We start from the raw sequence: 17929 nt of genomic DNA on the forward strand, positions 1-17929 counted from the left end.
GATGAGGCCGAGGGACGCGGCCCATATCGCCTGGTTCCTGGCCGGAATACTGGGGGTGGTGCTCCTGGCTGGCCACGTGGCCCGGCACAGCCTCTCGGCCATCCTTACCTCGCTTGTCATCGCCTACCTGCTGAACCCCTTCATGAAATACCTGGAAAGCAAGGGGCTCGGACGCATCCCCGCCATTGCGATTCTCTATCTCTGTATTGCGGTGCTGATATTCTTTTCGCTCTTTGCGCTCATCCCGTATCTGAGCCATCAGCTGGAGGCTTTTCCCCGGGCGGTTCCCCGCTATGCCCGGAATCTGGAGATGGTAATGGAGGGTTGGAAGGCGCGGCTTGCACCCTATTACGGGGGAGCGGAGGGAGAATGGCTCATTGCCCGGGCCGAGGATTCCCTCAAAAAGCTGGCCCTGGAGGTCTCGGGCAAGGGGTACTATGAGCTGAAGGCTGCATTTTTCGGGCTCTTCAACCTGGTCCTCGCTCCGATACTGGTCTTTTTCATGCTTTCGTCGAAACAGTTCTTCAAGGATTTGCTTCTCCGCTTCATCCCCCATCGCGAGCGCCATTCCTTCCGGATAGTGGGAGGCCGGATCAAGAATTCGCTGGAGCGCTTCGTCCTGGCCCAATTCTTCGACTGTCTCCTGGCGGGGATTTTGTCGGCCCTGGCGCTCTATCTCCTCCGGATCGAGTTCCCGCTTCTGAACGGCCTCGTTGCCGGGTTCGCATCGGTGGTTCCCTACGTGGGGGTCATTGTCGCGGTGATACCTCCAGCCCTCATGGGGTACGCCGAAACCGGAAACCTCTGGATTATTCCGCTGGTCTGCGCCGTCTATTTCGTTATCTTCGTTATAATAGAGGGTAACCTCATAAAGCCGCTTCTCATGCGGGGAACATTGCGGCTCAACCCCCTGGCGGTCATCTTTGCTCTCATGGCCCTGGGCGAGCTCATGGGATTCTGGGGGATGGTGCTGGCGGTGCCGGTGACGGCGGTGGTGAAAATCTGTGCCGTGGAGTTGAAGGAGTATCTGGTGGGAGGGGAACGGGATGCGTAAGGCGATTTTCGGCATAACCGGCATGAGCTGCGCTGGATGCGCGGCCCGGATCGAGAAGGAGCTGGCACGGATGGATGGCGTCGGCATGGCGGTTGTTAACTTCGCCACCGAAGAGCTGGCGGTGGAGTTCGACGAGGCAGCAGTTTCTGAGGAGGCCATCGCGGCCCGGGTGAAGGAACTGGGGTACGGAACGCGGCGGCCGGCGGCGGCCGGCGAGCTCCGCTTCGGGGTCCGGGGGCTCCATTGTGCGTCCTGTGTCGCGAACCTGGAGAAAAAGCTTCTCTCGCACCCGGCCGTCAGTGCCGCCGTGGTGAATCTGGCCCAGGAGGAAGCCCTGGTGCGGTTCGATTCTTCCAGCATCGGCCTGGCCGACATTTTCGCCCTGGTGACCGACGCCGGATACACCCCCGTGGAGCCTGAAAAGGGTGGCGTCGAGGCCGCTTCGGAGCTTCTCTCCCAGCGGAACTGGTTCATCCTGAGCGCCCTCCTGTCGCTCCCCATCATGCTCACCATGACCCTCCACGACAACCGGGCCGTGGGATGGATGAACCTGGTGCTGGCCACCATAGTCCAGTTCTCGGCGGGGCTCACCTTCTACCGGGGGAGCTGGTTTGCCCTGAAAAACAAGAGCGCCAACATGGATGTCCTGGTGGCGCTGGGGACCTCCGCCGCCTACTTCTACTCCCTCTTCGCCTTTTTCGGCGCCTTCGGAGAGCATGGGGGACACGTCTTCTTCGAAACCTCGGCCATGCTCATCGCCTTCATCCGCCTCGGCAAGTACCTGGAGGCCCGTGCCCGGGGGAAAGCGGGAGAAGCTCTGAAAAAACTCCTGCGGCTCCAGGCCGACAAGGCGAGGCTCGTGACCCCGGATGGGGAGCGGGAGGTGCCGGCCTCAGCCGTCCGGGTGGGGGATCTGGTGCGGGTATTTCCCGGCGAGACCCTTCCCGTGGATGGTGAGGTGGTGGAGGGGAGCTCCACCGTGGACGAGTCCATGGTCACCGGCGAGTCGGTGCCGGTGGCGAAGAAGGCTGGCGATCCGGTAACCGGGGCCACGGTGAACAAAGGCGGCGTGCTCACGGTTCGTGCCACCCGTATCGGCGAAGAGACCCTCCTCTCCCAGATCGTCCGGATGGTGCGGGAGGCCCAGGCCGACAAGGCCCCCATACAACGCTTTGCCGACCGGGTCTCCGGCGTCTTCGTGCCGGTGGTCATCGCTCTGGCGGCCATCACCTTCGTGGTCTGGTTCCGGGGGCTCCATGCCGAGTTCCTCTTTGCCTTCAAGCTGGCCATTGCGGTGGTGGTCATCGCCTGCCCCTGCGCCATGGGGCTCGCCACGCCTACCGCCATCATGGTGGGGAGCGGCGTGGGGCTCGGCCGCGGCATTCTGGTGAAGCGGGGATCGGTGCTGGAGAACATCTCCATGGTGCAGGCGATTCTTCTGGACAAGACCGGTACTCTTACCGAAGGGGAGCCTGCCCTTACCGACATCGTAGCGGTGCCGGGAGAGACGGAGGCCCGGCTCCTGAAGCTCCTCGCCTCGGTCGAGTCCCGTTCCACCCACCCCCTGGCCCAGGCTGCCGTGGCCGGTGCCGCCGAGCGGGGCGTGGTGCCGGAAGAGGCGGCCGACTGCCGGGAGGTCGAAGGGGGTGGCGTTGCCTGCACCGTGGCGGGAGAGAAGGTAACGGCCGGCAATGCCCGCTTTCTGGAGGAGTCGGGCATTGTGACCGCACCCTTGGCTGAAGCGTCAGCACGGCTGGCGGGGGAGGGGAAGTCCCTGGTCTTCGTGGCGGCCGGCGGGAAGCTTGTGGGGGTTGCCGCCCTGGCCGACCGGCTCAAGGAGGGATCGGCCGCGGCCGTGGCAGCCATGAAGGCCATGGGGATTGCCACCTTCATGATTACCGGCGACCACCGCGACGTGGCTGCCGCCGTGGCACGGGAGGCGGGGGTTGACGGCTTCGAGGCGGAAGTCCTCCCCGGCCGCAAGCAGGAACTGGTAAAGGAGTACCAGGCACGGGGGGTATTCACAGCCATGGTGGGTGACGGCATCAACGATGCCCCGGCCCTGGCCCGGGCCGACGTGGGAATCGCCATCGGCGGCGGCACCGACGTGGCCAAGGAGACCGGCGACGTGATTCTCGTCCGGGACGACCTCATGGACGTGGTACGGGCCATCCGGCTCGGCCGCGCCACCCTGGCCAAGGTGAAGCAGAACCTCTTCTGGGCACTCTTCTACAACATCATCGGCATCCCCGTGGCGGCAGGGGTCCTCTACTACCCCTTCGGCATCACCCTGAAGCCGGAGTACGCCGGCCTCGCCATGGCCTTTTCGTCGGTGTCGGTGGTGACCAACTCGATTCTTCTCAGGAGGGTTGTACGCAGGCTCGGTTAACCGTCGCGGGCGACGGTGACGGCGGTCTGCGTTGAAACAACTCCCCCCTCTGTTATACTTTCGGCGTTATCCCGTCGAAAGGACGCAGACATGACCATTCTCCCCGGGGCCGACCCGGAGTTCATAGAATCTCTCTATCTCAGCTGGCGCGACGACCCCTCAGCCGTTTCTCCCCAGTGGCAGGCTTTCTTCGCCGGCTACGAGCTTGCCGCCGGAACCACTGCCTCATCAGAGCTTGCAGTCAGACAGTCGGCGGTGGATTCCCTCATCTACCGCTACCGTGACCTGGGGCACCTGCTGGCCTGCACCGACCCCCTTTCACCCTGCAAGCTGGAGCATCCGCTCCTGTCCCTCGATCACTACGACCTGAATGAGAGCGATCTCGACCGGACCTTTCATCCCCGCCGCTTCCTGAAACGGGAGGCGACCCTGCGGGAGATTCTCGAAACCCTGCGGGAAACCTACTGCCGCTCCGTGGGGGTGGAGTTCATGCATATCCAGGCCCCCTCCGTGCGGACCTGGCTCATGGAGAGGATGGAGCCGGCCCGCAACCGTCCCTCATTCTCCCGGGAAGAGAAGCTCCACATTCTCGGCTCCCTCCAGGAGGCGGCCCTCTTCGAGGAATTCCTCCACCGCAAGTTCCTGGGGCAGAAGCGCTTTTCCCTGGAGGGGGGCGAGACCCTCATCCCGCTTCTGGATATGGTGGTGGCGCGGGCCGCGGAGCATGGCATCACCGATCTCATCCTGGGGATGGCCCACCGGGGGAGGCTCAATGTCCTGGCGAACATCCTCGGCAAGCCCCTGGAGAACATCTTTGCGGAGTTTGCCGACAACGTCGGCGTCGTCGGGGATGGCGACGTTAAGTACCACAAGGGGTTCTCCAGTGACCGGGAGGTGGCACCCGGCCGCGCCATCCACCTCACCCTGGCCTTCAATCCCTCCCACCTGGAGGCCGTGGACCCGGTGGTGGAGGGGAAGTGTCGTGCCCGCCAGGATGCCGCCGGAGCTGGAAGCGACCAGCGGGTGCTCCCGGTTCTGATTCATGGCGATGCCGCCTTCGCGGGCCAGGGGGTGGTGGCCGAGACCCTCAACCTTTCCCAGTTGGAGGGGTACCGGACCGGCGGCACCATTCACATCGTCATCAACAACCAGATTGGTTTTACCACGCTTCCGGCCGATGCCCGCTCTTCCCTCTACGCCACCGACGTGGCCAAAATGGTGGCGGCCCCGGTTTTTCACGTCCACGGCGAGGACCCGGAGGCGGCGGCTCATGTGGCGCGGCTGGCCCTGGACTACCGGCAGGCCTTCGGCACCGACGTGGTGATTGAAATCATCTGCTACCGCCGCCACGGCCACAACGAGGGGGACGAGCCCTACTTTACCCAGCCCGCCATGTACAGCCTCATCAAGGACCGCCCGCCGGTGCACGAATTGTATGCCTCCCGCCTGGCCGATGAGGGCGTCGGGCGGGACGAGATCACGGCCCGTGCGTCCGCCATGGCACAGCGCCTCGACGCAGCCATGGGCGCTCCGCCCCGTACCGTTGCCGGCGGTTTCGAGGGGAAGTGGGAACAGTACCGCCGGGATTTCAGCCCCGGTTCCGTGGAAACGGGCGTTACCCGTGATATTCTGCGGGAGCTGGCGGGGCGGCTCGTTTCTATCCCCGAAGGCTTCAGCCTCCATCCCAAAGTCGCGTCACTGCTGGACAAACGGCGGGATGCCGTCGAGCGGGGAGAGGGTGTCGATTGGGGCAATGCCGAAACCCTGGCCTATGGAACGCTCCTGGCCGAGGGGGTCCCCGTCCGGCTCTCCGGCGAGGATACCAGGCGTGGCACCTTCGGGCACCGTCACGCCGCCATCCATGACATGAACACCGGCGACGCCCATGTACCCCTCGCCGCAGTGGCGGCCCGCGGGGCATCCTTCCAGGCCTGGGACAGCATGCTCTCCGAGTTCGCGGTCCTCGGCTTCGAGTACGGCTACTCGGTGGAGGCGCCCGAGGCCCTCGTCATCTGGGAGGCCCAGTTCGGCGACTTCGCCAACGGCGCCCAGGTCATCATCGACCAGTTCATTGCCGGGGGCGAGTCCAAGTGGCAGCGGGTGAGCGGCCTGGTTCTCCTTCTCCCCCACGGCTTCGAGGGGCAGGGGGCCGAGCACTCCAGCGCCCGCATCGAGCGCTATCTCCAGCTTTGCGCCGACAACAACATGCAGGTGGCCTATCCCTCCACCCCGGCCCAGCTCTTTCATCTCCTGCGGCGTCAGGTTAAGCAGCCGTTTCGCAAGCCCCTCGTGGTCTTCACTCCCAAGAGCCTCCTGCGCCACCCCCGCTGCGTCTCCCGGCTGGACGAACTGGCGGCCGGCGGGTTCCGGGAGGTGATCGTAGCGGGGGCAGCCCCTCCAAAGACACGGCGACTCCTTCTCTGTACCGGCAAGATTTACTACGATCTGGTGGAGCGGCTGGAGAAGGATGGCCGGCAGGACACGGCCATCGCCAGGATCGAGCAGCTTTACCCCCTGCGGAACGACCTGTTGGCGAAGACCCTTGAGCCCTACCGGGGCGCGGCGGAAGTGGCCTGGGTCCAGGAGGAGCCCCGGAACATGGGTGCCTGGAGCTTCATCCGGCCCTGTCTGGCTGGAATCCTCGGAAGGGAGCCCCGCTACGTGGGGCGGCCGGAGAACGACGTACCCGCGGTGGGGTCACACCGGCTCCATGGGGAGGAGCAGGAGCGGATTGTTGCGGAAGCCCTTGCCGTAGATGTTACCCCCCCCCTTTGAGAAAGGGGGGTAGGGGGGATTTTATCTGCGGCAATTAAAGGGAAATCCCCCTAAATCCCCCTTTGCAAAAGGGGGACTTGGTTATGTCCTGATCGGTAAGAAGTTTTAAACGGAGAGTGATATGGAGATAAAAGTCCCGTCGGTGGGCGAATCGGTCTACGAGGCCCTTTTGGGCAAATGGCTGAAGAAAAACGGCGAAGCGGTACGAAAGGACGAGCCGGTCTGCGAGATCGAGACCGACAAGATTACCATGGAGATCAACGCCGAGGCCGACGGTGTCCTCACCATCATGGCGCCCGAGGGGGCCACGGTGAAGATCGGCGCCATCATCGGCATTATCGCCGAGGGGCGTGTGGCGGCGGAGGCGCCGGCACCTGCCGAGACCGGAGTACCAAAGGAAGCGCCCCCCTTGTCGCCAGCGGTCCGGAAACTGGCCCAGGAGAAGGGGATCAGCCCCGAGACGGTGCAAGGGACCGGCCGGGGCGGGCGGGTGACCGTGGACGATCTGCTGAAGGGAGGGGAACAGCCGCAACTTTTTGCATCGGGAGCACCCGCTGTTACCCCGGCCCCGCCGCCGATCGATCTGAAAGAGCCGGCGGAGGAGCGCGTAACCCGCACCCCCATGACACCCATCCGCAAGAGGATTGCCGAGCGGCTCCTGGCGGCGCGGCAGCAGACAGCCATGCTCACCACCTTCAACGAGGCGGACCTGGGGCGGGTCATGGAACTGCGGAAGAAGCACAAGGAGCACTTCCAGAAGAAGCACGGGGTTTCCCTCGGCTTCATGTCGTTCTTCGTGAAGGCGTGCGTGGAGGCCCTGAAGGAGTTCCCGGCGGTGAACGCCGCCATCGATGGCAACGACATCGTCCACCACCACTACTACCACATCGGCATCGCCATCGGCGCCGAGAAGGGGCTGGTGGTGCCGGTCATCCGTGATGCCGACCGGCTCTCCTTCGCCGGGATCGAGGCGGCCATCGCGGGGTTCGTGGAGGAGATCAAGACCAACCGGCTGGAGCTGTCGGACCTCCAGGGGGGTACCTTCAGCATCTCCAACGGCGGAGTCTACGGCTCCCTCCTCTCCACCCCCATCCTCAATCCGCCCCAGAGCGGGGTCCTCGGCATGCACGCCGTCCAGGAGCGCCCCGTGGTCCGCGACGGCCAGATCGTCATCCGCCCCATGATGTACCTGGCCCTCTCCTACGACCACCGGATCATCGACGGCCGGGAGGCGGTGGGGTTCCTGAAAAAGGTGAAGGAGTACGTGGAGGAGCCGGAAGAGCTCTTCCTCGAGGGATAGCAACGACCAGCAATCCGGGAGGAATCATGGCAGAACAGATTTACGACCTCATCGTCATTGGCGCCGGCCCCGGCGGCTACGTGGCCGCCATCCGTGCGGCCCAGCTCGGCCTGGCCGTGGCGGTGGTGGAGAAGCGGGAGACTCTCGGCGGGGTCTGTCTCAACGAAGGGTGCATTCCCAGTAAGGCGCTCCTGGACTCCTCGGAGCTCTTCGCCCAGGCCCGGGACAAGTTCGCCGGCCACGGCATCGCCATCGACCCGCCGCGGCTTGACCTCCCCCGGATGATGGCCCGCAAGGACGAGGTGGTGAAGAAGCTGACCGACGGGGTCGCCTTCCTCCTCAAGAAAAACAAAATCGCCCGGGTTCAGGGGACGGCCCGGCTCACCGGCGAGCGGGACGGCGCCCATGGGGTCGAAGTGACGACGCCGGAGGGGCCGCAGCAGCTCCGGGGGAAACGGGTGCTCCTGGCCACGGGGAGCGAGGCGGCGGCTATCCCCTCCATCCCCTTTGACGGCGAGACGGTGGTGAGCGCCCGGGAGGCCCTTTGCTTCGACCGGGTGCCGGAACACCTCCTGGTGGTGGGGGCGGGGTACATCGGGCTGGAGCTGGGGTCGGTCTGGCTGCGGCTCGGGAGCCGGGTAACGGTGGTGGAGGTGCTTCCCAAGATGCTCCCCAATACCGACGGCCAGGTGGCCGATACGCTCATGCGCTCCCTGAAAAAGCAGGGAATCGCCTTCCGGATGGAAACGAAGGTTACCGGGTTTGCCAAAGGGGACGGCAAGGCGGTGGTTACCGTGGAGGCGGGCGATGCCAAGGAGGAAATCGTCTGTGACAAGGTGCTGGTGGCGGCGGGACGGCGCCCCGTTACGGCCGGGCTCGGCCTGGAGGAACTGGGCGTGGGGTTGGAAGGGGGGCGGATCAAGGTGGATGACAACTACCAGTCCTCCGTGCGGGGCATTTACGCCATCGGCGACCTGATCCCCGGCCCCATGCTGGCCCACAAGGCCATGGTTGAAGGGGAGGTCTTTGCCGAGCGGCTCGCGGGGCAGGCTTCGGTGGTGGACTATGGCTTCATCCCTGGTATCGTCTATACATGGCCCGAAGCGGCCGGAGTGGGTGGGACCGAGGAACAGCTCAAGGCCGACGGGGTCGAGTACCGCGTCGGCAAGTCCCCCTTCATGGCCAACGGCCGGGCCAAGTGCATGGACGAGACCGAAGGGTTCGTGAAGATCCTCGCCACACCCGACAGCGGCCGGGTCCTGGGCATCCACGTCATCGGGCCACGGGCATCGGACCTGATTGCCGAGGCGGTGACGGTGATGACCTACGGCGGCAGCGCCGCCGATATCGCCATGACCTTCCATGCCCATCCTACCCTGTCTGAAGCCATGAAGGAAGCGGCCCTGGACGTGGAGAAGCGGGCGATACACGCGTAAAGGAGATCCCCATGGGCAAGAACCTCGCAACTAAGATTCTCGAAGCGCACCTTGTTAAGGGCGAGCTGAAGCCGGGCACGGAAATCGCCCTGAAGATAGACCATGCGCTGCTGCAGGACGCCACCGGCACCATGGCCATGCTGGAGTTCATCGCCATGGGGGTGGACCGGGTGAAGGTGGAGCTGGCGGCCCAGTACATCGACCATAACCTGCTCCAGACCGATAACCGCAATGCCGATGACCATATTTTTCTCATGACTGCGGCCCAGCGGTTCGGCATCCACCTCTCCAAGCCGGGGAACGGGGTTTCCCACCAGGTGCACCTGGAGCGCTTCGGCGTTCCCGGCCGGACCATGCTCGGGGCCGACTCCCACACCACCTCCGCCGCCGGCCTCGCCATGATCGCCATGGGAGCCGGGGGGCTCGACGTTTCCCTGGCCATGGCGGGGCACCCGTTCCATCTCCCCTGCCCGAAGATCTGGGGGGTGAAGCTCACGGGCCGGCTCCAGCCCTGGGTCTCGGCCAAGGATGTGATCCTGGAGATGCTTCGCCGCCACACGGTGAAGGGGGGCGTGGGGAAAATCATCGAGTACTACGGCCCCGGCGTGGCGACCCTCTCGGCCACCGATCGGGCCATCATCGGCAACATGGGGGCGGAACTGGGTGCCACCACCTCCCTCTTCCCTTCGGACCACCGGACCCGTGAGTTTCTGGAGGCCCAGGGGCGGGGCCAGGTCTGGCAGGAGCTCTCGGCCGACCCCGACGCCGCCTACGACGAGTACGAAGAGATCGACCTCGCCACAGTGGAACCCCTCATCGCCTGTCCGTCGTCGCCGGACAACGTGGTGCGGGTGGCCGACATGGAGGGGCTCAAGGTGGATCAGGTGCTGGTGGGGAGTTCCGCCAACTCCGCCTTCCGGGACCTCATGACCGTCTGCCGCATCCTGGACGGCCGCCGCGTGGCGTCCCATGTCTCCTTCAACGTGAACCCCGGCAGCCGTCAGGTGCTGGAGAACGTGGCCGACCAGGGGGGGGTGATGATGCTCCTTCTGGCCGGTGCCCAGATCCACCAGCCGGGGTGCCTCGGCTGCATCGGCATGGGGCAGGCGCCCGGGACCGACCAGGTGAGCCTCCGCACCTTTCCCCGCAACTTCCCCGGCCGCAGCGGCACCAAGAACGACAAGGTCTACCTCTGCTCCCCCGAGACGGCGGCCGCCGCCGGCATCTTCGGCGTGGTCACCGATCCCCGGAAGCTGGAAAGCCTCATGGCGTGGCCCGACGTGCAGAACCCGGCCCGGTATGTGCTGGACGACTCCAGCATCATCTTCCCCCTGCCGCCCGAGGAGGCGAAAAAGGTGGATATAGTCACCGGTCCCAACATCGTCCCGTTCCCCGATTTCGAGGAATTGCCGGAAACCCTGGAGGCGGAGGTTATCTTCGCGGTGGGGGACAATATCTCCACCGACACCATTATGCCTGCTGGGAACAAGGTGCTGCCGTACCGGAGCAACATCCCGGCCATCAGCCAGTTCGTCTTCGAACAGCTGGACCCCGATTTCCATAAGCGGGCCAGGGAGAAGGGGAACGGCGTGGTCGTCGGCGGGGAGAACTACGGCCAGGGGTCGAGCCGGGAGCATGCGGCCCTGGCGCCCCGTTATCTCGGCATCCGGGCCAAGATCGTCAAGAGCTTCGCGCGGATCCACAAGGCGAACCTGGTCAACTTCGGCATCCTCCCCCTCATCTTCAAAGATGCCGCCGACTATGATCTCCTGAAGCAGGGGGACCGGCTGACACTTCCCGATGTGCGCAGGCTCGTGGCCTCCGGTGCCGTGGAAATTCCGGTGCAGGTGGCAGGGCGGGAGATCATCACTGTCCTGGATGTTTCCGACCGGCAGCGTCAGGAGCTGTTGGCCGGAGGGACTCTGAACTACGTGAAGAAAGGGAACGTGTAGGGCTGGTCCCGGGACCGCCCTGCAGTTGATAATGGTTTGCCATGAAGCGTGGAACGGAGAAAAACCGGTGCGCTTGAACAGGGCAGCCCAATGGGCCCTGCTGGTGTTTTTTATTTTCATGGGGATAGGTGCGCTGTTTGCCGGAGAGCGGTTGCGTGCGCAGAAGCAGGAGCGCCGGCAGACCGTGTCGCAGATAGCGGCAAACGCCGCCCGCTCATTGGAGCGCCAGCTCTTCCGCTCCCTGTCGGCCACCAACGCCCTCGCCGCGATTCTGCGGCAAAATGGCAGGATTGAAAATTTCGATGCCCTTGCAGCCGGGATGATCAACGTCTACGGGGGGATAGATGCCCTCCAGCTGGTGCCAGGTGGGGTTATCTCCCAGGTCTACCCCCTGGCCGGCAACGAGAGGGCCGTCGGTTTCAATATCCTGGGGGACCCGGCCCGGCGCATCGAGGCAGAGAGGACCATCAATTCGCGCCGGTTGACGCTGGACGGTCCCTTCGAGCTCATACAGGGAGGGGTGGCGGTCGTTGGAAGACAGGCGGTGTTTCTTGATGACGGCCGGGGCGGTGAGCGGTTTTGGGGGTTTGCGGCGGCGATTATCCGCTTGCCGACCTTGAAGGGCGCAAGCAATCTCGGTCTGCTTGCAAAGAACGGCTACGTGTACCAGGTCTCCCGTATCAATCCCCGTACCGGAAAAAGCATAGTCTTTGCCCGGGGGGGCGGCATTGCCCCCGTCGACCCGGTTGAATTCGCCTTCGACGTTCCCAACGGCAGATGGGTCCTCTCGGTGTCGCCGGTGGCAGGGTGGTTCAAGGTTTCCGACATCATCTTTTACGGCTCCATGGTTTTTGGCTTCAGCCTCGCCCTTGCCGGTCTTACCTATGTGGTGCAACGCCGGCCCGAGCTGTTGCGGCAAGAGGTGGCGAAGCGGACGGCCGAGCTGCGGTCGGCCCGGAACCGGCTGGAGGGAGAAGCCCGCGAGCGGGCAATGGTCGAGGCGGAGGTGCGGCGTTTCAATGCCGAGCTGGAGCAGCGCGTAGCCGAGCGAACCTCCCAGCTGGCAACGGCGCACCAGGAGCTGGAATCGTTCAGCCACTCGGTTTCTCACGATTTGCAGGCTCCTTTGTGCAACATTGAAGACATCCTCCGGATTTTCAGGGAAGAGCATGCCGGTTCCCTGGACGAGAACGGCATGCAGTTGCTGAGGCGGATCTGCAAGGCCGGCGACCGTATGAAGGAACTCATCGGCCACCTCTTCGAGCTGTCCCTGGTGAATCGTGGCGAACTGGTCCGGCAGAGTATCGATATCAGCGATATGGTGCGGGAGATTGCCGCTGAGCTCCAGGGGGGCGATCCCGGCCGGTCAGCGACCTTCATAATTGCAGGCGGGGTGCGGGCGTCGGGGGATGAAGGGCTATTGCGGGTTGCCTTCGAAAATCTCCTGGGCAATGCCTGGAAATATTCCGGTGGCACCGAGAGTGCCCTGATTGAGTTCGGCTCCTTTGAGAGCGGCGGCGAGCGGGTTTTCTTCGTCAGGGATAACGGCGCCGGATTCGACATGAAGTACGCCGACAGGCTCTTCGGGGTATTTCAACGTCTACATACCGCGTCGGAGTTCGAAGGGATAGGCATCGGGCTTGCCACGGTGCAGCGGATAATCATTCGTCATGGTGGACGAATATGGGCCGAGGGAGCCGTCGGCAAAGGGGCCACCTTCTTCTTTACCCTTGGATGAGGGCGGTTGTTGCGGTTTGAGAGAGGCATATTCGACAGCCGGGCGGGGGATTCAGGCATGGGAAACTGGGGTCCGATAGGGGGAGCGATGCTGCTCTTCGCGCTTTTTACGGGAGCCGGTTCCGCCTTTGTGTATCAGGTTGAGCATTGGCGCCACCATGAACAGCGCAGTAGCGTGACCCAGCTTGCCGCAGGTTCGGCCTATTCCCTGGAGCGTCAGATATCCGGGTCTCTTTCCGCCACCTATGCTCTTTCGGCCATTATCCGGCAGTCCGGCACCATCAGGGATTTCGATTCCCTCGCCACCGAGATGATCCGGGTCTATGGCGGGATCAACAGCCTCCAGCTGGCGCCGGGGGGAGTACTCACCCAAATTTATCCCCTGACGGGCAACGAAAAGGCCCTTGGGCACAATCTGCTCAAAGACCCCCAGCGCCGCACCGAGGCGCTACGTGCGGTCAAGAGCCGGCAAATGGCCCTTGCCGGTCCCTTCGAGTTGAGGCAGGGGGGAGTCGGGGTCATCGGCCGGCTGGCGGTTTTCGTTCCGGAGGGGGAGCAAGAGGAGCGTTTCTGGGGCTTTGTCAACGTGTTGATGCGCCTCCCGGACCTGCTCGCGGCGAGCAATCTGGACGATCTCGAAAAAGGGGGGTATGGGTACGAACTCGCCAGGCTTAATCCGGATACCGGGAAGTGGGAATCCTTCGCCACCGCCGGCGGTTCGCTGCAGGAGCCGGTGGAAAGCACCATCGAGGTTCCCAACGGCAAATGGAAGCTGGCCGTGGCGCCTAAGAGCGGATGGAAGCAGTCACCGTTCCTTCCCCTTAAATACCTTCTTGTGGGGTGCATCAGCGGCATCCTGGCGCTTCTCGCCTATCTGATGCTGCGGCAGCCGGCATTGTTGCGCCAGGAAGTACGGTTGCGGACGGCGGACCTGGAAGATGCCAACCGGCAGTTGGAGGCGGAAATCCGGGAGCGGCAGATTGCCGAGGAGGAGGTGCGCCGCCTCAATGCCGCTCTTGAAAGGCGGGTGGCAGAACGGACCGCGGAACTTGAAAGCTCCAGCCAGGAACTGAAGTCGTTCAGCTATTCGGTGTCCCATGACCTGCGCGCTCCCCTGCGGCACATGGAGAGTTTCAGCAGCATCCTTGCGGAAGATCATGCCGCGCAGATCGATGAAGGGGGGCGGCAGTGCCTGGAGCGGATAGTTGCCGAGATCCAGCGCATGAAGCTGCATGTCGACAGCCTGCTGCAAAAGGCCCAGGTTGAAATGAGCCCTTTGCAGCCTCAGGCCGATACTCGGGGGGCGACCGCAACTTCCGGACCGAAGCAAGGCTGAAATCCGGAATGTCTTATTTCCCCAGCAGAACTGAACAAGGTGGAGGAGGCACGCCCGCTCCGCCCGTGAGGTTTCCATGGAATCAAAACTCCGTGCCATTCTTTCCGATGATGATCTCTTAAGGATGTACGAGCAGATGGTCCTCTCCCGCGAGTTCGAGGAGTCGTGCGCCGAGCAGTACGCCAAGGGGCACATCACCGGCTTCCTCCACCTCTACAGCGGCCAGGAGGCGGTGGCCGTGGGAGCCACGGCGGCCCTCCGCCGGGACGACTACATCCTCTCCGCCTACCGGGAGCATGCCCAGGCCATCGTCAGGGGGGCCGAGCCGCTGCGGGTCATGGCAGAGCTCTTCGGCAAAGCCACCGGCATCTGCAAGGGGAAGGGTGGCTCCATGCACCTCTTCGCTCCAGCTCTTTCCTTCATGGGGGGATACGCCATCGTCGGCGGGCAATTCCCCATTGCCGTGGGGGTCGCCTTTGCCGCCAAATTCAGGAAAGAGGGGCGTATCGCCGCCTGCTTTTTCGGCGACGGCGCCGTGAACCAGGGGACCTTCCACGAATCCCTCAACTGGGCCCGGCTCTGGGAGCTGCCGGTCCTCTTCGTCTGCGAGAACAACCATTACGGCATCGGCACCTCGGTGGAGCGGGCCTCGGCCCTGCCCGACATCCATCGGCGGACCTGCGGCTACGACATTCCGTCGGAACGGGTCTACGGCATGGACGTGGTTGCCGTGCACGAGGCGATCAAGTGGGCGGCCGAGTGGGTGCGGGAGCACAACCGCCCCTTCCTCGTAGAGGCGATTACCTACCGCTTCCGTGGGCATTCCATGGCCGATCCGGGCAAGTACCGCAGTCTCGCCGAGGTTGAGCTGTGGAAGAGCCGCGACCCCATTCCCGCTTTCGGGAACCGTCTGGTGGCGGAAGGGATAGCCACCGAGACGCAACTGGAGGGAATCCGGCAACAGGCCCTGGCGACGGTTGCCGAGGCAGTGGCCTTTGCCGAGGAGTCGCCGTGGCCCGAGGATGGCGAGGTGTGGGAGGATATCTATGTCTGACATGACCTACCGCGATGCCCTTAATCTTGCCCTGAAGGAAGAAATGCGCCGCGACCCGTCCATGGTGGTCTGGGGAGAGGACGTGGCCCTGTACGAAGGCTCCTTCAAGGTGACCCGGGGTCTTCTGGCCGAATTCGGCGAGGAGCGGGTGAGGGATACCCCCATTTCCGAGAACACCATCGTGGGGGTTTCCATCGGCGCGGCCATGGGGGGGCTGAGACCCGTGGCGGAGCTGATGACGGTGAACTTCGCCCTTCTCGCCATGGACCAGATCGTGAATCACATGGCCAAAATCCGCTCCATGTTCGGGGGGCAGACCCATCTCCCCATGGTGATCCGGGCTCCGGGGGGAGGGGGGAGCCAGCTGGGAGCCCAGCACTCCCAGAGCCTGGAGACCTACTTCATGCACTGCCCCGGCATCTATGTGGCTGTGCCTGCCACACCCGCCGACGCCAGGGGGCTTTTGAAGTCATCCATCCGCGACAACAACCCGGTCATGTTCCTGGAGCACGAACTGCTCTACAACAGCAAGGGGGATGTGCCCGACGACCCGGAGTTCCTGATTCCCCTGGGAAAAGCCGAGGTGAAGCGGGAGGGGAGGGACGTTACCATCGTCGCCTATTCCCGGATGACGATACTTGCCCTGGAAGCGGCTGCGGAGCTGGAAAAGGACGGAATTTCCTGCGAGGTGGTGGACCTGCGGACCCTTACCCCCCTGGACTCGGAAACCTTCGTTGCCTCCGTGAAAAAGACCGGCAGGGCCGTGGTGGTGGAGGAGTGCTGGCACGCTGCCGGCCTTGGGGGGCACTTGGCCTCCATCATCGCCGAGGAGTGTTTCGACCGGCTCCTGGCCCCGGTGCGGCGGGTGTCGGGGCTGGATGTGCCGATGCCCTACTCCCGCAAGATCGAGAAGCTCTGCATCCCGCAGGTGGAGACAATCGCCGCGGCGGTGCGGGAGACCTTGAGCCAGAAATACTGAAAAGGAGGCACGGATGCCAACCGATATCACCATGCCCAAACTATCGGACACCATGACCGAAGGGCGTCTCGTTTCCTGGAAAAAGAGCGTCGGCGACCGGGTGGAGCGGGGCGAAATCATCGCCGAGGTGGAGACCGACAAGGCCACCATGGAGCTGGAGGCCTTCGCCTCCGGAACCCTCGCCGAACAGCGGGCGAAGCCGGGAGAACTGGTTGCCGTCGGAACGGTGATCGGCGTCATCGGCGAGGCGGGAGAGGCTGCCCCGGCACCGCCCGAGGAGTCGAAGCCGCCGGTGGAGGACGAGCAGGAGCCGCCGCCTGAAACGACGCCGGCCGCCACGGCGGGAGATGTCCCCGAGAAGGTCATGGAGCTCCCCGAGGAGCAGGCGTCGGCTCCATCTGCGCCGGAAGCGGAACGGGGAGAGGGGGAACGGGCCGCCCCCATGGTGCGGCGGATGGCCAGGGAGCGGGGAATCGACCTCGGTCTCGTGACCGGCAGCGGCCCCGAGGGGAGAATCCTCCAGGAAGATCTGGAACGGTATCTGGCGGAGCGGCCGGAGTCGGAGACCCCTGCCGTTGCCGCCGGGGAGGAGTCGGCGGGCGAGTCCCTGTCGCGGATGCGACGCGCCATCGTTCGCGTAACGACCCAGTCGTGGCAGACCATCCCCCACTTCTACGAAACCATCGAGATTGCCATGAAGGAGTCGGGGGAGATCATCCGGGAGCTGAAGGGGAGCGGCAGCGAGGTCACCTACAACGATCTCGTGGTCAAAGCGTCAGCCATGGCACTGTTGAAGTATCCGAAGCTTAACGCTTCTTTTGTCAACGACCGGCTTGTGACCCACGGCGATGTGAATATCGGCATAGCCGTGGCGGTGGATAACGGGCTTCTGGTGCCGGTGGTGAAGGGGTGCCAGGGGCTTGCCCTCAAGGAGATTGCCATGGAGACGGTGCGCCTCGGTGACCGGGCTCGCAGCGGCAAAATCAGCCAGGACGAGATTGCCGGCGGCACCTTCAGTATCTCCAACCTGGGGATGTTCGGCATCGATGAATTCGTCGCGGTGATTTTCCCGCCCCAGGCGGCAATCCTCGCCGTGGGGGCGGTGGCAGACCGGCCCGTTGTGAAGGATGGCCGGGTTGTTGCGGCAAAGACCATGCGGGTGACCCTCTCCTGCGATCACCGGATCGTTGACGGAGCCTATGCAGCCCAGTTCCTGGGCGAGCTCAGGCGGGTCCTGGAAAATCCGGTCCTGATGCTTGTGTGATCAGGCGGCATATGAGGGTCAGGGACCTCGGCACCATCGATTTCGCCGAAGCCTTCGCCATCCAGGAGAGCCTGGCTGCCGGGGTTGCATCGGGAACGGTTCCGGAGACGCTTCTCCTGGCGGAACATCCGCCGGTCTACACCATCGGCCGGGGCAAGAGCCGGGCAAACGTGCTCGATCCGGCTGTCCGCGTAGTGGAAACGAATCGCGGCGGCGATGTGACGTTCCACGGGCCGGGGCAGTTGGTGGGGTATCCGATTATCGACCTGGGGGGGCGCGGCCGCGACGTGCATCTATACCTCCGCTTTCTGGAAGAACTGCTCATTCACGTATCAGCCGGTGCCGGCGTCGCCGCCCACCGGGTATCGGGCCGGACCGGAGTCTGGACCGGCGGGGGAAAGCTGGCATCCGTCGGGGTAGGTGTCCGCCGCTGGGTTACGATGCACGGTTTCGCCCTCAATGTTGCCAACGAAACAACCCCCTTCCGCGCCATCAACCCCTGCGGCATCGCTTCATGTCCCATTGTCTCCCTTTCCGCCATCCTTTGCCGCCCCGTCTTCCTCGATGATGTCCGCAATTCAGTGGCGGAGCTCTTTCCCCATCTCCTCGATGCATGGCTTCCGTGGCGGTAATCTCCGAAAACCATGGCGTAA

Annotated in this window: 12 protein-coding genes; all 12 read left to right on the top strand. The window is 64.1% G+C overall.

Annotated elements, in window-relative coordinates; genetic code table 11:
- Position 1: 1 nt before the first annotated feature.
- The 12 genes from JZM60_RS09635 to lipB all read left to right on the top strand — a co-directional run bounded on the left by JZM60_RS09635 (position 2) and on the right by lipB (position 17908).
- A complete protein-coding gene (locus tag JZM60_RS09635; protein ID WP_207162107.1) occupies positions 2-1054 on the top strand; it encodes an AI-2E family transporter in 1053 nt (350 codons plus the stop codon).
- A complete protein-coding gene (locus tag JZM60_RS09640) occupies positions 1047-3443 on the top strand; it encodes a heavy metal translocating P-type ATPase (protein ID WP_207162108.1) in 2397 nt (798 codons plus the stop codon). Before JZM60_RS09635 ends, JZM60_RS09640 begins: the two co-directional genes overlap by 8 nt.
- A gap of 90 nt (positions 3444-3533) precedes the next feature.
- Positions 3534-6218 (top strand): 2-oxoglutarate dehydrogenase E1 component, encoded by a 2685-nt coding sequence (locus JZM60_RS09645; RefSeq protein ID WP_207162109.1) that lies wholly within the window; start codon positions 3534-3536, stop codon positions 6216-6218.
- 121 nt (positions 6219-6339) lie between these two features.
- Positions 6340-7518, top strand: coding sequence for a 2-oxoglutarate dehydrogenase complex dihydrolipoyllysine-residue succinyltransferase (gene odhB, locus JZM60_RS09650; protein WP_207162110.1), 1179 nt, complete (start codon positions 6340-6342; stop codon positions 7516-7518).
- Positions 7519-7544: 26 nt separating this feature from the next.
- Positions 7545-8954: a dihydrolipoyl dehydrogenase gene (gene lpdA, locus JZM60_RS09655; protein ID WP_207162111.1), complete on the top strand. Its 1410-nt coding sequence runs from the start codon at positions 7545-7547 to the stop codon at positions 8952-8954.
- An 11-nt stretch (positions 8955-8965) separates the two neighbouring features.
- Entirely contained in the window at positions 8966-10906 is a 1941-nt protein-coding gene (locus tag JZM60_RS09660; protein ID WP_207162113.1) for an aconitate hydratase, read from the top strand.
- Between the two features lie 67 nt (positions 10907-10973).
- Positions 10974-12644 (top strand): sensor histidine kinase, encoded by a 1671-nt coding sequence (locus JZM60_RS09665; RefSeq protein ID WP_241426208.1) that lies wholly within the window; start codon positions 10974-10976, stop codon positions 12642-12644.
- Positions 12645-12731: 87 nt separating this feature from the next.
- The gene (locus JZM60_RS09670; protein ID WP_241426209.1) at positions 12732-13979 is read left to right on the top strand and encodes a CHASE domain-containing protein; all 1248 of its coding nucleotides are present in this window, start codon (positions 12732-12734) and stop codon (positions 13977-13979) included.
- Positions 13980-14055: 76 nt separating this feature from the next.
- Positions 14056-15033, top strand: coding sequence for a pyruvate dehydrogenase (acetyl-transferring) E1 component subunit alpha (gene pdhA, locus JZM60_RS09675; RefSeq protein ID WP_207162116.1), 978 nt, complete (start codon positions 14056-14058; stop codon positions 15031-15033).
- Positions 15026-16012 (top strand): alpha-ketoacid dehydrogenase subunit beta, encoded by a 987-nt coding sequence (locus JZM60_RS09680; RefSeq protein ID WP_207162117.1) that lies wholly within the window; start codon positions 15026-15028, stop codon positions 16010-16012. Before pdhA ends, JZM60_RS09680 begins: the two co-directional genes overlap by 8 nt.
- Before the next feature lie 13 nt (positions 16013-16025).
- Positions 16026-17276: a dihydrolipoamide acetyltransferase family protein gene (locus tag JZM60_RS09685; protein WP_207162119.1), complete on the top strand. Its 1251-nt coding sequence runs from the start codon at positions 16026-16028 to the stop codon at positions 17274-17276.
- 11 nt (positions 17277-17287) lie between these two features.
- Positions 17288-17908 carry a lipoyl(octanoyl) transferase LipB gene (lipB, locus tag JZM60_RS09690; RefSeq protein WP_207162121.1) on the top strand — a complete coding sequence of 207 codons (621 nt, stop codon included), beginning with the start codon at positions 17288-17290 and terminating at the stop codon, positions 17906-17908.
- Positions 17909-17929: the final 21 nt, after the last annotated feature.

The organism is Geobacter benzoatilyticus (assembly GCF_017338855.1).
GTDB lineage: Bacteria > Desulfobacterota > Desulfuromonadia > Geobacterales > Geobacteraceae > Geobacter > Geobacter benzoatilyticus.

Bases quoted from the DNA above. Each gene is read 5' to 3' on its own strand.
- JZM60_RS09635 (WP_207162107.1), top strand. From the start codon at position 2: ATGAGGCCGAGGGACGCGGCCCATATCGCCTGGTTCCTGGCCGGAATA.
- odhB (WP_207162110.1), top strand. From the start codon at position 6,340: ATGGAGATAAAAGTCCCGTCGGTGGGCGAATCGGTCTACGAGGCCCTT.
- JZM60_RS09640 (WP_207162108.1), top strand. From the start codon at position 1,047: ATGCGTAAGGCGATTTTCGGCATAACCGGCATGAGCTGCGCTGGATGC.
- JZM60_RS09680 (WP_207162117.1), top strand. From the start codon at position 15,026: ATGTCTGACATGACCTACCGCGATGCCCTTAATCTTGCCCTGAAGGAA.
- JZM60_RS09685 (WP_207162119.1), top strand. From the start codon at position 16,026: ATGCCAACCGATATCACCATGCCCAAACTATCGGACACCATGACCGAA.
- lpdA (WP_207162111.1), top strand. From the start codon at position 7,545: ATGGCAGAACAGATTTACGACCTCATCGTCATTGGCGCCGGCCCCGGC.
- JZM60_RS09660 (WP_207162113.1), top strand. From the start codon at position 8,966: ATGGGCAAGAACCTCGCAACTAAGATTCTCGAAGCGCACCTTGTTAAG.
- JZM60_RS09645 (WP_207162109.1), top strand. From the start codon at position 3,534: ATGACCATTCTCCCCGGGGCCGACCCGGAGTTCATAGAATCTCTCTAT.
- pdhA (WP_207162116.1), top strand. From the start codon at position 14,056: ATGGAATCAAAACTCCGTGCCATTCTTTCCGATGATGATCTCTTAAGG.
- JZM60_RS09670 (WP_241426209.1), top strand. From the start codon at position 12,732: ATGCTGCTCTTCGCGCTTTTTACGGGAGCCGGTTCCGCCTTTGTGTAT.
- lipB (WP_207162121.1), top strand. From the start codon at position 17,288: ATGAGGGTCAGGGACCTCGGCACCATCGATTTCGCCGAAGCCTTCGCC.